The organism is Epibacterium sp. ABZ3_068 (assembly GCF_056159265.1).
On record NZ_JBSWUV010000001.1, the window covers coordinates 2355939 to 2370435 of the forward strand.

Below are 14497 nucleotides of genomic sequence, written 5' to 3' on the forward strand. Positions count from 1 at the left end.
ACATATAATTATGGAATGGGTGAGTCGTCAAAAGTCTGAAACACAGTGGTCTGCGTAGAACTACCTATCTGTGTTGAAACTATAATTCGACTTTTATCCTTTGGGCAGGCGCAGCGTATGGTTGCGGCCGCGCTTCTGATAGAGCAGGCGCTCGCTGTCGATTGCCGTCACCCGACCGCCGTCGATTTTGTCGCCAACTTTTACGCGCTTGACGTTGCCGGAAGGCAGCCGGACCAAAGCACGCCGGTCCGATGCGCTGCCACTGATGCCAATCAGGTTCACTTTGCGCAGGTCGATCGCATTTGCCAGGGTTGCTTCCCGCGATACGCTGGCGCTGGTCGGCAGGCGTGGCGCAACGGTTTCTGTGGCCTGAACGGCAGGGGCCGAAGGCTGGGGTGTTTCTTCGGCGCGCGCAACCAGCCTGTCAAAGTTACTCGGTCGGGCGCGGGGGATTACGGAACTGCCAACGGCCAGCCGGGTTGCGGCGGGCAGCTCTGACGGGGCTGGCTCAGCTTGTGCCGCGGCAATGGCTGCATCAACAGCCGCCGTTTCGACCGATTGCACAGGTGGCTGCAAACCGGCTGGGCGCGCACGCGGACGTTGTTTGGCAAGTTCCGCGAGGTTTAAGCCCCCCAGGCGCGCACGTTCTGCCTTGTCCTGCAGGTCAGCTGGTCTGGGACGTGGGCGAATGCGTTTGATTTGCGGGGCTTGTGGGGCTGCCACCTCGGGGGGGGCAGGGCGTGCGGGCGGGACTTTGGCAGGGCGTCCCAGATACACTGTGATACCATCAGGGTTGAGCGTGCCTTCACGGGTCGCTGTCACAAGCCCGCGATCGTCCAGGTCGAATTCACTGTCTTCGGGCAGCGGAGACGAGAGCGCGTTCTGGATCAGATCCGTTTCAAAACGGTCCCCATCAGGTAGCGCAATGGAATCGTGCGATAGGCTGGTCTTGTCGATTGAGGCCACATAAACGTCGTCCAGATCGGCCCGGCTGGCAGTGGCGTCCGGTGTCAGAACGTCGGGAATTTTTTGCCAGATACCAGTTGCAGCATAGGTGGTTTTATGGGTCAGATCGCTGAGGTCCGGGCCCGCCAAAGGGTCCAGGTAAGCCAGCTCATCGGCGGTGGCCTCGGGATCATTGTCCGTCTCGGGCGTCAGCTTGTCAAAGGCCGCTGCGGCGTCTTCCGCCTCCGGCGTCTCGGGGCGGGCTGCAATCTCCTCGTCGTGCAGCGCGTCCAGAACCGCCGTGTCGGTTTCGGTGAGGGCGGTGTCTGTGGTTTCCTCTGTGGTTTCGACTGAAAGATCCACCGCCGGGGGCTGCGCCACCTCTGGATCAGAGGCGGGCGCGGCGGTGTCGCTCAGCAGCGGTTCGTTAAGAGCTTCCGCGTCGACATCTGCCGGGGCGTCTGGCGCAGGCGCGCTGAGCGTGTCTGGCGAGCGGTTCTGCTGGACCTCGTCCGATGTCGGCTCCAGGCGATCCGGCACCAGGGTGGGCGCCGGTGACGGGGCGAGGGATGGGTCGATGTCATCGAAACCGGCGTTCGACCAATAGGCAACGGCCGCCACCACAGCCATAAACAACAGCAGGAGCGACGTGAGCATCAGCCCCAGAAAACGCGGCTTTCCACCGATCACACGTGCAAGCGAGCGGGACTCGTCGGGGGTGTCGGCGTCATATGCAGCACGGGCGGCTTCGGCATCGCGCGCCGCCTGCGAATCTGCCGGGACGGCAATTCGTTTGGGCTTGATCTGTCCAAGGACCCCAGGCTTGTCGGCCGTGGGGGCTGTTTGTGTCTGGCCGTCTGATTTTGACTTGCCGTCTGAGGTCCGTGCGGCAATGGCTGCAGCCACCAGTGCAGGTGGTTTGGAGGCAGGTACGGTTGCGCGGGTGATCGCCGGAGCACCGGAGGCCGGAGCATGGGGCATCGGCGCAACGGGGGCCGCAGCTGGGGCAATTGCCGGTTTTTCTGAAGGCTCGGTTGCGCGTACCGCGGAGAGGGTTGGGATGCGCGAAGCTGGGCGATCTTCGGCGCCTTCGCGTTTGTGGGGGACCGCTTCCGGGGGCGCAGTGCGGCGGCTGCTAAAGCCAACCACGGGTGGGGCGCTTTGCGGAGCGGTCTCCGGTTCCGGGGGCTGCACGGGGGTGGGGACTGCCGCATTTGTGGGAGCCTTGGGCGCTTCTTTTGCCTGGGTTTTGGACACCAGATCGGCAACGGCCCCAAAATCCAGTGTCTCTGGCAGGCCAGTCGGGGTCAGCGGGGAGACTTTATCCGGCAGATCGTCGCGGGCCAGGGCCTGTGCAGCGCGCGCGGACAGGCGGGCAGAAATACTTTCGATGGTTGCGGGCGCGGATGGCTTTTGCGGCCCCTTGGGCGAAACCGCCGGGTCATTTGCTGCAAGCGCTTCGCTTTGGCTCATCTGAGCCTGTGGAGCCAGCTCATCTTCGGCATCTGCAGTGGCCTCGGCTTCGATCGCCTCCATCAGGTCTTGCTGCGCTGCTGACACGGCAATGTCTGGCGTTGGCGCGTTTGCCTCGGGGGCTGTGTTCGACGTTTTACCTTCTTCTTCGGAGGACGTATCGGCCTCCTGCAGGTCTTCGCCTTCCGGTTGCGGGGGCTCAGCCGGGCCGATGTCGACAACCGCGATCCCGTCCGGGATGATCTCTACCCCCTGCATCGCGGCGGCAGGACCAAAGAAGGGCTCGCCCAGATAATCGGCTGCATCGGGCTGCGCGACAAAGCTGGTGGGGCCAAACCCATGCATCTGGGCAAAGGCTTCGGCCTCTTCCAGAGTTTCATAGGCCACAGCTGCCGCATGGGTGCGCGGACCATCCGCGCACAGGTCGAAGGCCAGCTCGTGCAATTGGTATGGTGTGGCATCTGCCAGAGCCAGACGCACCTCGGCCAGGCGGGTTTCATCACTGATATCGCCAGTCTCGATGGTCAGATAGCGGATCTGGTCGTTGGGCAGGATCAGCTTTGACTGCAGCGGCTCGCCATATTCCAGGCCTTGGGCGCGCAGTTGCGCCAGATCGGCGTCCAAATCATCACTGTCAAAGGTGACGGTGCCAATGTTGCGCCATCCCCCTGACGCACGGCGCAGGAGGGTAATGCCCGTTGAGGACAAGGAGAGTGCAAAACTCGGTTTCATTCCGCCTTCAAACCATCATTTTTCTTGTGAGCCTGCGCAACATGCTGGGGCTTTCTTTTGTTGGCGCAGCTTAACGGAGGTGCTCGAAAAGTTAAAGAACTAGACGTCCTTCCCCCTTGTAAAGTGGCGATGTCTTGCCTTGATTCATAATGGTAACGTGGAGGGTTCCCGATGGAACAGAGTTGGTATCGTAAACTTGCCCCTGCTGTGGTGGCTGCAGGCTGTATTTTGGCTGCAGCAGCGCCGGGCTGGGCGGAATCAGAACACGCCGTGCAGCGCCAGATCGAGGTGAATGGCGAGGCGCAGATCTCGGTCGTGCCCGACATGGCCACGCTGACCCTTGGGGTGAAAAGCTTTGACCCAGAGGCGCAGGTGGCGATGGGTGAAACCTGGCGCAAGATGGTAGCGGTGATCGACAAACTGGTTGAGGCTGGCATTGCGGCGGAAGACATGCAGACCAGCCAGCTTAACCTTTTCCCGCGCTGGGAGCAGGATCGCAAATACGACAGCGAAGGCGGGCGCAAACTGGTTGGGTTTGAGGCCACGAATATGCTGACGATCCGGCTTTATGATCTGAATGGTGTCGGGCCGGTTCTGGATCAGGTTCTGGCGGTTGGCGCCAACAACTTTCGCGGTATCCAGTTTGGCGTAAAAGACAGCAAAGCGCTGGAAGATCAGCTGCGTGCTGCGGCCGTGAAGGACGCCATTGCCAAAGCCGAGATCCTGAGCGAGGCCGCCGGAGCGGATCTGGGGTCTGTGCGCATGATTTCTGACATGGGCGGGCACCGGGGCGGTCCGATGATGGCCATGGAAGCGGCGCGCAGTGACTATGTCCCGATTGCGCCGGGCGCGCTGGAGTTTCAGCACAGCGTTTCCGTGGTGTTCGGCCTGAGGGTTGAAGACTAAAAAGAAAGGCGCGCCCGTGATCTGGCGCGCCCTCCTCCCGAAAAGGTGGTTTTCAGGCAGAGGCAGCGGCCAGAGCCTGATCCAGATCGGCGATCAGATCATCCGCATCCTCAATCCCGATTGACAGCCGGACCACATTGGCACTGGCTCCTGCAGCGTCCTGTTGTTCGGGCGTCAGTTGTCTGTGGGTGGTGGAGGCAGAATGGATGATCAACGATCGGGTGTCGCCCAGGTTTGCCACATGGCTGAACAGTTTCAGCGCGTTGACCAGTTTGACACAGGCATCATACCCGTCCTTGAGCGCAAAGGTAAAGAGCCCGCCGGCCCCCTTGGGGTAGCAGGTTTTGGCACGCTCATGATAGGGAGACGAGGGCAGCCCAGCGTAGGTCACATATTCCACCGCGTCATGTTGTTCGAGCCAGGCTGCGATCTTCTCGGCGTTTTTGACGTGCCGCTCCATCCGCAGCGACAGGGTTTCGATCCCCATCAACGTGTAATGCGCCGCTTGCGGGTTCAGGGTCATCCCCAGATCGCGCAGGCCAATGGCGATGGAGTGGAAGGTAAAGGCCATCGGCCCCAGCGCCTCGTGGAAAACCAGCCCGTGATAGGCGGGTTCCGGTTGAGACAAGGACGGGAATTTGTCATTGGCGGACCAGTCAAAGGCGCCGCTGTCCACCACGCAGCCACCGGTGACCGTGCCATTGCCGGTCAGGTATTTGGTGGTGGAATGCACCACCAGCGTCGCCCCGTCTTTGATCGGGTTGCACAGGTAGGGCGTGGCAGAGGTATTGTCGATGATCAGCGGAATACCTGCCGCATCCGCCACATCGGCAATAGAGCGGATATCGGTGACATAGCCGCCGGGGTTTGCGATGGATTCGCCAAAAACAGCGCGGGTGTTGTCATCGATGGCTGCGGCAACGGCGGCCGGGTCATCAAAGTCGACAAATTTGGCTGACCAGCCGAACCGTTTGATGGTCTGGCTGAACTGGGTCACCGTGCCGCCGTACAGGCGGGTAGAGGCAACCACATTGCAGCCCGGCCCCATAAGTGGGAACAGCGCCATGATCTGTGCGGCATGGCCTGAGGAGCAGCAAACTGCACCCGCACCGCCCTCCAGAAGTGCAATGCGGTCCTGGAGCGCGGAAACCGTGGGGTTGGTCAGGCGCGAGTAGATGTAACCCACTTCTTCCAGATTAAAGAGCTTGGCCGCATGTTCCGCATCTCGGAACACATAGGCGGTGGTTTGATAAATCGGTGTTTGCCGTGCGCCGGTGGCGGGGTCGGGCTGTGCACCCCCGTGGATTTGTAGCGTGTCAAATCCGTACTGATTACCCTCAGACATTGTAAAACCTCCCTGTTTGTCCTGTTTATCCTGGCGGAGGTTAGGGCCGAGATCCCCTGCTTTCAATAGGGCGTGTGTTTGTGCTGTGGACCTGAGTGCGGGCACGTTAAGCCAAAGGTAAACCTGCGCCTGTGTCCGAGTAGACAATTGCCTTGCACCGTTATGTGGGTTATGCTGCACTGCAGCAAAAAGGCCAATTTCCCGCCCCGATCGGAGGTCCCATGGTCCCGTTTCTTGATGCGTTTTCCCGGCAAGCGTTTGCCGGGCTGCCCGCCGCCTTTAACCCCATGCAGTTTGCGCTTCGTCAGCAAATGTCTGGTGTGGATCAGATGCTGTATGGGACACAGGGGATGACGCCTGACGAACGGCTGCACGTGATGCGCGGGCAGGGCATTGCGGGATCCATTTGGGTTGTCTTGCCCGAGGCCGCACAGGGCGAAACATTGGTGTTTTACGAAGATCTGGCCGCTTTGCGAGGGGGGGCTCGTCGGCCTGTTTCCCGGTTTGTGGTTGCCGGAGGCGGAGGAAGCGACTGGGGGGCGGTGGCATTCGCGCGGATCCTGGCCAATCATTTTGACGAACCTGTGGGCGCGATTGTGGCCGGCTATGGTATGGGCGACGCCCTAGGTGATCTGATGGGCGGGATGGCCGCGATGAATGCCTTGAACCTTGGCCTCCACATTCATCATCTGGCCCAGCGTGAAGCGGAGGCTTTGGCCTCCAGCGCGAAGGGAACCGAAATCGCCCCGTCCTCACGGGCCGAGGCGCGGGATCACGCCAGTCTGCGCGCCGCGTCTGGTGTTTTGGTGGAGCTGTTGCAGGACACCGGGTGGTCCCTAAAATCCATCGCAGGACACAGCAAGGGGGCATTGGCCATCAGTTTTGCCCTGGATGCGCTGTTGCTTGCCGGGGATATGGACACGTTGGAGCGGATGCGCAAAGTGGACCTCTTGTCCGTGGGGCTCGTGTTGTCCCTGCCGCCTGTTCTGCCCAATGTGACACAGGTGCTGGGTGAGCTTGATGGCTATGGGGTCGTGAATTCGGACCTGTCGCAGCCGCACCACAGGATTGCCGGGGCAGGGCACCATCTGAACACAGATCTGCCGCTCTCGCTGGATCTTGCGGAATTCCTGCACTCTCAGCAGGTTTAACGCAGCCACAGCCCTTCCGATTTGATCTTGTTACGGATCATTTGCTCGCGCCGGGGCAGGTTGGCCTGATCAAATAGCGCACGTACCTTGTGGCCTTTGCCCTGATAGATCATCCGCTTCATCGGCTCATAGGACTTCAGCACTTTTTTCAGCCAATTGGGGGCGGCCACCTGTTCGAGCACCTCAATCACGCGGTCGCTTTCGCGCGCATAGAGCAGCGGAAACAGCCGGTAGTGACAGCTGACATCGCCATCCAGATACCCATCCGGCAGCGTGTTCCGCCCGCCGCCAAGGGCATGGATCACAAGGGGCAGGGCTATCTGGTCCAACCACGGGTCCAGCGCTTGCCCAACCAGTTCGATCGGCGGGTCATTCAGAATGGATTGGGCATACTCCAGAAAGAGCGCGCCAAAGCGGTGCGGGCAGGACCCGTAGAAGAACCCCGCATTGAAATAGAGATAACGCCGCCAGTATTCATCCGGCTGGCTGCGGTCGAGACTGCTGTCAAAGTCGAGACCAAACCGGTCATAGAGCGATCTCCAGATCCCAGTGTAGCCGGGCCCATAAAGTGTGGGTTTCGGCCACGTCCCTTCGCGTCTGAGCGAGGCTGAGGGGCGGTCAAAATCAAACGGAACCTGAGTGATGTCGCCAGTGATCAGCGTATCACTGTCAAAAAACACAAAGGGTTCGCCCTTTGGCAGGGCTGTCAGCAGCTCAATCTTGTTGCCATTTGGGTATTGCGCGCCAAAGGCCGTATTTTCAAACGGCAAGATCGTCGCATCCAGCCGGGCAAAGGTGTCCAGAACCTCTGGATTCCGCACCGATGGGTCCTTGGGCCACAGCGGGCCGGGCTGTGGGGTTGCAATAAACAGGCGTCCTGCAAACCCGGGAGACATCTGCCGCAAGGAGGCGGCAAACAGCAGTGCCTCGAACTGCAGACGGCCGGTTTGGGCAACAACAACAATATTAAAGGGGCGCTGGGGCATAGGGAATAACCATAAAAGCGGGGAAACCAGGGGTTATGCGGAAATCAGCGTGACGCCTTCCAACTGGTCAATCAACTCCAGATCACGGTCATAGACATCCGAGGCATCTTCGATCAGATCTTCGGTCCAGTCGGGCATGTCCAACTCTTCCTCCACCTCATCCTCCAGCGCGTATTTGTCCAGAAACGCAAGTGTCACCCGTTGTTTCTGGTCTTCATTCAACTGTTGGTGCTGATGCAGATAGGCCCGCAGGCGTTGCATGCCTTCCTTGGACATGATGGACGACAACAGATCCATTCCACCATTGATACGCGCACCTTCCTCCATGCCGCCCATGTGACGGAGAACCTTGGCCCAGACCATGGGCAGATCCTCGTAACACCAGACGGTGACGGGGGTCTCGGGGAAGTTTCTGCGCAAACGCAGCAAGAGTTCCGACCACCGAATTTTAAGCGGGTCATTGTGCCGCCTCAGCTCACGTTTGCGCTGTGGGTTGGCGTTTTCCAACAGAGTCGGGATAAATCCGATCGGGTTGCGCAGTGACAGGTGCAGATGCAGGTCATCTTGCGGGAAAAGCTGCTTGATAAACGCAACCCGTTGTTCCGCATGTGGGTAAAGCTGGTTGTCGCTCAGCGCCATACGTTGAGAGCCCCAGAAATTCGGATTCGACAGGATGACCCGTTCGGCATCTTCCCCATCAAGGATCGCATCCCATAAAGCCTGTCCCTGACTGTCGGCAGGCCGACCTTCTTCCATCGCGGCAATACAGCCCTTGATCAGTTCCCGGTATTTACCAGGCCCCGGAACCGCAGTGTTGGTTTTGACAAAGACTTCCTTGTTGCGCAGCAAACTCTTGAGTAGCCGATCTTCTTCGGTTCCATGGGCCCCACAATGGACGATCACCTGCATAAAAGTTCTTCCAAATACCTGCCGTTGGTCTCCAGCCATAGCCCTTGGAGACGGCCTGGTCAAATTTCTGCATGCAATGAGGTGAGAGTGTGAAGAATTTTCCAAATTTCTTGTCGATTGTCTCTTGCAGAGGGGCAATCGATAGGGTAATTCGCCCGCCAGTGCCCCTATAGCTCAGCTGGTAGAGCAACTGATTTGTAATCAGTAGGTCCGCGGTTCGAGTCCGTGTGGGGGCACCAGAGATTTCAATGGGTTAGCGAGATGTCGCTAGCCCATTTTTTCTTTCTAGCAACCACCTAGCTACCACCCTGCATAAAAAAGCGTGTTGTTGTGTGGAAATCCGTGCATGACGTTTTGATAGATCGCGGTTGCTGTTTTTGTCTTAAGCTATTGATATTAGATATAAATTTGACATTTTGTAGGCTTTTGGTACACTGTTTTTGACAGCATAGTACGCGGTGGCACTGCTTGGCGTGATGTCTTGCGTCTCTTGGAAACGATCCAAGGCGTAGTCTTTCCAACATATCCAAACACCTTAAGGAGCGTACCATGACGGGCAGCGCACAAGCAGAGCATGTCAAACTCACAGCGACCATGTCGCCACTACAAAAGAACCGCGCATTGAACGATCACTTTCGCAAGTCAGCTAAGGGCGGGATCGTTTCGATTTCATGGGGCATTCATATGCTCGGCGTGTCTGACGTCAGCGCCTATGGGTCCAAATAGCGGGATTTGCTAAGAGAGTGTTTGTTGCTCATCGTAGCCACTGAGGAGTGGAAGATGAGAAAAACAACGAAGAGCCCTGGCGAAAAAATCGTCAAAGATATCAAGCGCGCCACGCGCAAACATTATTCCTCTGAAGAGAAGATCAGGATCGTGCTTGATGGCCTGCGTGGCGAGGACAGCATTGCTGAGCTGTGCCGTCTTGAAGGGATCTCACAAGGCATCTACTACAAATGGTCCAAGGACTTCATGGAAGCGGGTAAAAAGCGGCTTGCTGGGGACCTGAGCAGGCTGCGAGCACGGACGAGGTCAAGGCACTGCGTCGGGAGGCTAAGGATCTCAAAGAGGTCGTCGCAGAGCAGACGCTTGAATTGCGTCTTCTCAAAAAAAGCATGCTCGGGGATGGGGGCGACCACGAATGAGGTATGCCGCATCAGAGAAACTGGAGATCATCCGGCTGGTCGAAGAAAGCCACCTGTCAGCGCGTCGGACGCTGGCTAAGCTCGGCATTCCCCGCACCACATTCTACCGCTGGTACGACCGGTATCTGCAGCGCGGCGAGGCTGGATTGCGGGATCAATCTCCCACGCCGAAGCACGTCTAGAACCGGGTCCCCACTGAGGTGAAACGCAAGGTTGTCGATCTCGCGCTCAAGGAAACGGAGCTGTCGCCACGCGAGTTGGCGGTGACCTTCACCGATCAGGAACGCTACTTTGTGTCGGAATCCACGGTGTATCGCACACTCAAGGCGCATGGCCTGATCACCAGCCCTGCCTTCATCGTGCTCAAGGCAGCCAATGAGTTCCAGCATAAGACGACGGCTATCAACCAGCTTTGGCAGACAGACTTCACCTATATCAAGGTCCTTGGTTGGGGCTGGTTCTATCTCAGCACGGTTCTCGACGATTACAGCCGTTACATCGTCTCGTGGAAGCTCTGCACGAACATGCGCACAGAGGATGTGACAGATACTCTGGATTTAGCGATGCAGGCATCTGGCTGCGACCGGGTTCATGTCGTTCACAAGCCGCGCCTGCTGAGCGACAACGGTTCGAGTTACGTATCAGGTGATCTTGCAGAATGGTTGAAAGACAAAGGCATGAAGCACTCGCGCGGCGCGCCATATCATCCGCAAACCCAGGGCAAAATTGAGCGATGGCATCAGACGCTCAAAAACCGCATCTTGTTGGAAAACTACTTCCTACCGGGCGATCTCGAAGCTCAGATTGAAGCCTTCGTCGACCACTACAATCATCAGCGCTATCACGAGGGCATCAACAACGTCACACCCGCTGACGTCTACTTCGGACGTGACAAAGCCATTCTAAAACAACGCGAAAGAATCAAACAAAAGACACTCGAAACGCGACGCTTGCATTACCGCAAACACGCCGCATAATCAAACCAATAAGATGAGCCAAACTCTCTCTTAGATTAAGCCGCTCTTGGTCCCAAAAACCCTGACGACGGACAGCACGTACCGGTCAGGGCGGCACATCAAGATATAGATATGAGATGCCGTGTGGGGGCGCCACTTAATCTCTCCAAGATCAATAAGTTGTGCCAGGGTTGATCGCTCAATTTTTCTGTTGGTTACGCGATCAGAGATATAGCCGATATTCTGCGCAGGCCGATATTGGCAGCCACAGGGAGCCATGATTATGGGGGCCTCAGGTGGGCGAAAATGCACGACAGGCGGATTATGAGGGCCTTAGCCCTAATTGACGTGTTGCCATCGTCCGCAAGCCCTTCATCGCCCTGAAATCCGCCCTTGTATCGCCGATCACCTGCATTCGTGGCCATGGTCAGATTAAACAGGGCTGTGATCCCGGATAATGCGGGTGCAATGTCTGACAGAACCCCAAGCCAGACAGATTTCGCCCGACCACATGAGGTCGCCGACGATCTTGCATCACGACCTCTTTGACGGGAAAACCACCCCTCTTGTAAATTGCAGCTTGGAGCGGTGACCACAGGGGGGCGGTCATGGGGACCGGATATCTCAAGCGCCTTTTTCAACCCGAGTTGTGGAGCACAAGTAAATGAACACCTCCACCCAAGCCGGACCATACCTTCCACTACATATTCTGCAGGTTTCATAGAGTGAAACCTCTGGTCGATTTGTGCTGCAAAGAAACGGTCAAACAAGAAAAAACCGCGCCCTGTGCCGATTGGCGGGCGCGGCTTTCAAAACAATCGGGCTGTTGCATCAGCCCCTGTGCTATTTGCCTGTGTTACTTACCGGCGTTTGGGCGTTTGCTTTTGGTATGGGTGCCGGTTTTTGCCTTTATGACAGCCATTGCACGGGCTTTGTTCTTTTTGCTGTTGGCCTTGCCCGCGGGGGGAGGAGGGCCTTTGCGGGTGGGTTTACGGCTGGGAGCGTCGGTGGCAGGGCCATCTGCCTTGCGGGCACTGCGACGCTCGGTTGGCTTGGCTGGTTTTGGCTTTGCTGCGCGTGGCTTTTCGGATGCGTCGTCAAATTTGCGCGCCGGGCGTTTGCCTTCGGATCCTTTGCCGTCGAAACGCTTTCCTTCGGGGCGTTTGCCCTCGTAGGGTTTACGCTCATAAGGTTTACGCTCGGGGCGCTCGCCGGCATCACGGCTGTCGTCGGATCGCTGACGGTTTGGTTTGCCGCGGAAGCCGTCCGGTTTTGGCCCGCGCTTGTGCGGTGGACGGTCGGGGCGACCTTCTCCAAGGTTCGGCGGCGTGTCCAGCTTTTTGACAGCGGCGCCGTCTTCGACGGTCATATCGGGGCCAATGGCATCAATGAACTTGGCGACACTGGACTCCAGGATCTGCACAAAGCTCTCGTCTTGGCGGACGCGGATTGCACCGATGTCGTCCTTGGTCAGATCACCCAGTTTGCACAGCATTGGCAGCAGGCGGCGAGGCTCGGCCCCTGTATCGCGCCCCCCCGCGATCGAGAACCACTGAGACGGGCCAAAGTCATCCTTGGCGCGCGGCTTGCGCTCTTCGACTGCCGACAGCTCTTCCGGTGCGGAACGGACCGAGCGATATAGCCGCAGATACGCTGCCGCCAGCTGTTGCAGATCAAAAGAGGCAACCAGCGTGGCCACGGTTGCCGCTTCAGAGCCATGGATGGGCGTGGTCCAGGTTTCATCCCCAAGCATCCGCTCCTCGTCGCGGGCGCGCACTTCTTCGGCAGACGGTGCAGTACACCAATCCGGGGTGATCTTGGCAAATTTCAAGATGCGCTCTGCTTTGTTACGGCTGCGTTTTGTCACGATCAGCGCGCTCACCCCATGACGTCCGGCGCGGCCGGTTCGGCCTGAACGGTGCAGCAGGGTTTCGTGGCTGGACGGCAGCTCTGCATGGACCACCAGATCCAGGCCCGGCAGGTCGATCCCGCGTGCCGCAACATCTGTGGCAACACAGACCTGTGCCCGCCCGTCGCGCAGCGCCTGCAACGCATGGGAGCGTTCGGCCTGTGACAGTTCACCCGAGAGGGCAACAACCTTGAAGCCGCGGTTGGACAGACGTGTGGTCAGACGGTTCACCATGGCGCGGGTGTTGGCGAAAACAATGGCGTTGGGTGCCTGATGGAACAGCAGCGTGTTGATGACCGCGTTCTCTGTGTCGCGCTCGTTGACCTGCATTGCCTTATAGTCGATGTCGGCGTGCTGATCGCTCTCAGACTTGGTGACAATACGCTGCGCGTCTTTTTGATAGCTCTTGGCCAGTTCGGCAATCGAACGGGGTACTGTTGCGGAGAACAGGAGGGTTTGTCGATCTTCGGGCGTTTGACCCAGAATAAATTCCAGATCCTCGCGGAAGCCCAGATCTAGCATCTCATCGGCTTCGTCCAGAACAACCGAACGCACGGCGCTCAGATCAATTGATCCGCGCATGATGTGATCGCGCAGACGGCCCGGTGTGGCCACAACAATATGGGCACCGCGTGCCAGCGCCCGGCGTTCATCGCGCATATCCATGCCGCCGACACAGGATGCCATCTCAGCGCCCGCCTTGGCATAAAGCCAGGCCAGTTCGCGTTTGACCTGCAGAGCCAATTCGCGGGTTGGCGCGATCACCAAGGCCAGAGGTGCCTCAGCGGCACCAAATTCTTCTTCATCTTTCAACAAGGTGGGGGCAATGGCGAGACCAAAGCCAAGGGTTTTACCAGATCCGGTCTGGGCCGAAACCAGCAGGTCAAGGCCTGCAAGTTCGGGATCAGTCACAGCTGTTTGAACCGGAGTCAGCGTGGCATAGCCACGGTCATCAAGGGCGTCACGAAGAGCTTTTTTCACGAGGTTTTCTTTTCACTGGGGTTGCGCTTCCCAAATGAAATACCGGCCCCCCTAATTACATTGGGCCGCACCATGTTGGATCAAGCGATGGAAGGCGGCAGCGATATGCCATCACGCCGCATTTGTACAGAGGTATTTCAGTTTATTTAGCCCTTTTGAAACTCCAAACCGGTTTCACCATGCATCTGCAGGCGTCCAAACGGCTAAAAGTTGAATTTCCTACAGAAATTCATCCCACCCATCATCGCCAAGAAAGTTATGATAACGGTCATCGCTGTCGGCTTTGTTGCATAAATTGCTTCTGGGGTTCACTATGTGAATCCAGCATAACAGCTGGGCGACATGAGCAGTTGGGCCCCTACGAGGTACAAGACCAGGAACTGGCCTTCGTACAGTTGGCCATTGATGCGCCATTGGTTCGAGCACAATGGCTGACGCGCTGAAGCAACGCGGATCGCTGTCGATTTGGTTTGATCCGGAGATGATCTGGTCGCCGCCGGCGACGGGCAAACGTGGGCGACAGCAAGAGTTCAGTGCCGCGGCCATCCAGACCTGCCTGACCACTGCCCGGCAGGGCATTGCGCAGCAATGTCCCGAGAGGGATAAAAGTGCTATTTGGCTTGCTGTTGCGGCAAACCACGGGTTTCGTCGAAAGCCTGTTGCAGTTGGTTGGGTTGGACTGGGCAGTGCCTGATTTCAGCACCCTTTGCCGCCGTCAAAAGACACTGGCCGTGAACCTGCCGTATCGCGGTGCCACCGCCCCTCTGAACCTGCTCATCGACAGCACGGGCATCAAATCCGAGAGTGAAGGAGAGTGGAGTTCGGAGGGTCAGAAAACAATCTTGGGGGATCATTTTCCCTACGATTGGATGAACGGCATCAAGCTTCTCGGCCAATCCCTGATGTCAAGAGACTTTGACCGCCAGGTCGCAGAGATCCAAGTCAGCGTCGCCGTCCTGAACCGCTACACCGCTCTTGGCATAGCCGTCACGGAGGCCGTAGGATAAATCCGTCCGGGGGAAGGGGAACTCCGGCCTTCAGATATTTTGTGCAACAAAG

8 protein-coding genes, 1 tRNA gene and 3 pseudogenes are annotated in these 14497 nt (G+C 58.1%); 7 read left to right on the top strand and 5 right to left on the bottom strand.

Annotated elements, in window-relative coordinates:
• Positions 1-93 precede the first annotated feature (93 nt).
• Positions 94-3150: a hypothetical protein gene (locus ACXAEW_RS11280; RefSeq protein WP_474941403.1), complete on the bottom strand. Its 3057-nt coding sequence runs from the start codon at positions 3148-3150 to the stop codon at positions 94-96.
• A gap of 171 nt (positions 3151-3321) precedes the next feature.
• Here ACXAEW_RS11280 and ACXAEW_RS11285 point away from each other — a divergent pair, with 171 nt between their 5' ends.
• Complete coding sequence (locus tag ACXAEW_RS11285; protein WP_474941404.1) at positions 3322-4056, top strand: SIMPL domain-containing protein; 735 nt, start codon at positions 3322-3324, stop codon at positions 4054-4056.
• A 52-nt stretch (positions 4057-4108) separates the two neighbouring features.
• On the opposite strand, the gene ACXAEW_RS11290 is transcribed toward ACXAEW_RS11285, so the two are convergent.
• Positions 4109-5401, bottom strand: a complete 1293-nt coding sequence (locus ACXAEW_RS11290; protein WP_474941405.1) for an O-acetylhomoserine aminocarboxypropyltransferase/cysteine synthase family protein — start codon at positions 5399-5401, stop codon at positions 4109-4111.
• A 221-nt stretch (positions 5402-5622) separates the two neighbouring features.
• Between ACXAEW_RS11290 and ACXAEW_RS11295 the strand changes: the two genes are divergently transcribed.
• A complete protein-coding gene (locus ACXAEW_RS11295) occupies positions 5623-6552 on the top strand; it encodes a hypothetical protein (RefSeq protein WP_474941406.1) in 930 nt (309 codons plus the stop codon).
• Here the strand turns inward: ACXAEW_RS11295 and ACXAEW_RS11300 are convergent.
• Both ACXAEW_RS11300 and ACXAEW_RS11305 read right to left on the bottom strand, forming a co-directional pair.
• Positions 6549-7538 carry a hypothetical protein gene (locus ACXAEW_RS11300; RefSeq protein WP_474941407.1) on the bottom strand — a complete coding sequence of 330 codons (990 nt, stop codon included), beginning with the start codon at positions 7536-7538 and terminating at the stop codon, positions 6549-6551. The genes ACXAEW_RS11295 and ACXAEW_RS11300 overlap by 4 nt on opposite strands.
• Before the next feature lie 33 nt (positions 7539-7571).
• Entirely contained in the window at positions 7572-8447 is an 876-nt protein-coding gene (locus ACXAEW_RS11305; protein WP_474941408.1) for a hypothetical protein, read from the bottom strand.
• A gap of 163 nt (positions 8448-8610) precedes the next feature.
• Here ACXAEW_RS11305 and ACXAEW_RS11310 point away from each other — a divergent pair.
• From ACXAEW_RS11310 to ACXAEW_RS11320, 3 genes and pseudogenes are all read left to right on the top strand, one after another.
• A tRNA-Thr gene (locus ACXAEW_RS11310) sits at positions 8611-8686 on the top strand.
• A 310-nt stretch (positions 8687-8996) separates the two neighbouring features.
• The gene (locus ACXAEW_RS11315; protein WP_474941409.1) at positions 8997-9173 is read left to right on the top strand and encodes a hypothetical protein; all 177 of its coding nucleotides are present in this window, start codon (positions 8997-8999) and stop codon (positions 9171-9173) included.
• A 54-nt stretch (positions 9174-9227) separates the two neighbouring features.
• Positions 9228-10569, top strand: a pseudogene (locus ACXAEW_RS11320) (IS3 family transposase).
• A gap of 835 nt (positions 10570-11404) precedes the next feature.
• Here the strand turns inward: ACXAEW_RS11320 and ACXAEW_RS11325 are convergent.
• Positions 11405-13438, bottom strand: coding sequence for a DEAD/DEAH box helicase (locus ACXAEW_RS11325; RefSeq protein ID WP_474941410.1), 2034 nt, complete (start codon positions 13436-13438; stop codon positions 11405-11407).
• A gap of 342 nt (positions 13439-13780) precedes the next feature.
• Between ACXAEW_RS11325 and ACXAEW_RS11330 the strand changes: the two are divergent.
• Together ACXAEW_RS11330 and ACXAEW_RS11335 are read left to right on the top strand one after the other, a co-directional pair.
• Positions 13781-14256: pseudogene (locus tag ACXAEW_RS11330) on the top strand (transposase); the annotation flags it as partial.
• A gap of 57 nt (positions 14257-14313) precedes the next feature.
• Positions 14314-14445: pseudogene (locus ACXAEW_RS11335) on the top strand (IS5/IS1182 family transposase); the annotation flags it as partial.
• Between the last annotated feature and the right edge of the window lie 52 nt (positions 14446-14497).

Excerpts from the sequence above, each read along its gene's own strand:
- ACXAEW_RS11280 (WP_474941403.1), bottom strand. The coding sequence starts at position 3,150 with ATGAAACCGAGTTTTGCACTCTCCTTGTCCTCAACGGGCATTACCCTC.
- ACXAEW_RS11285 (WP_474941404.1), top strand. The coding sequence starts at position 3,322 with ATGGAACAGAGTTGGTATCGTAAACTTGCCCCTGCTGTGGTGGCTGCA.
- ACXAEW_RS11290 (WP_474941405.1), bottom strand. The coding sequence starts at position 5,401 with ATGTCTGAGGGTAATCAGTACGGATTTGACACGCTACAAATCCACGGG.
- ACXAEW_RS11295 (WP_474941406.1), top strand. The coding sequence starts at position 5,623 with ATGGTCCCGTTTCTTGATGCGTTTTCCCGGCAAGCGTTTGCCGGGCTG.
- ACXAEW_RS11300 (WP_474941407.1), bottom strand. The coding sequence starts at position 7,538 with ATGCCCCAGCGCCCCTTTAATATTGTTGTTGTTGCCCAAACCGGCCGT.
- ACXAEW_RS11305 (WP_474941408.1), bottom strand. The coding sequence starts at position 8,447 with ATGCAGGTGATCGTCCATTGTGGGGCCCATGGAACCGAAGAAGATCGG.
- ACXAEW_RS11315 (WP_474941409.1), top strand. The coding sequence starts at position 8,997 with ATGACGGGCAGCGCACAAGCAGAGCATGTCAAACTCACAGCGACCATG.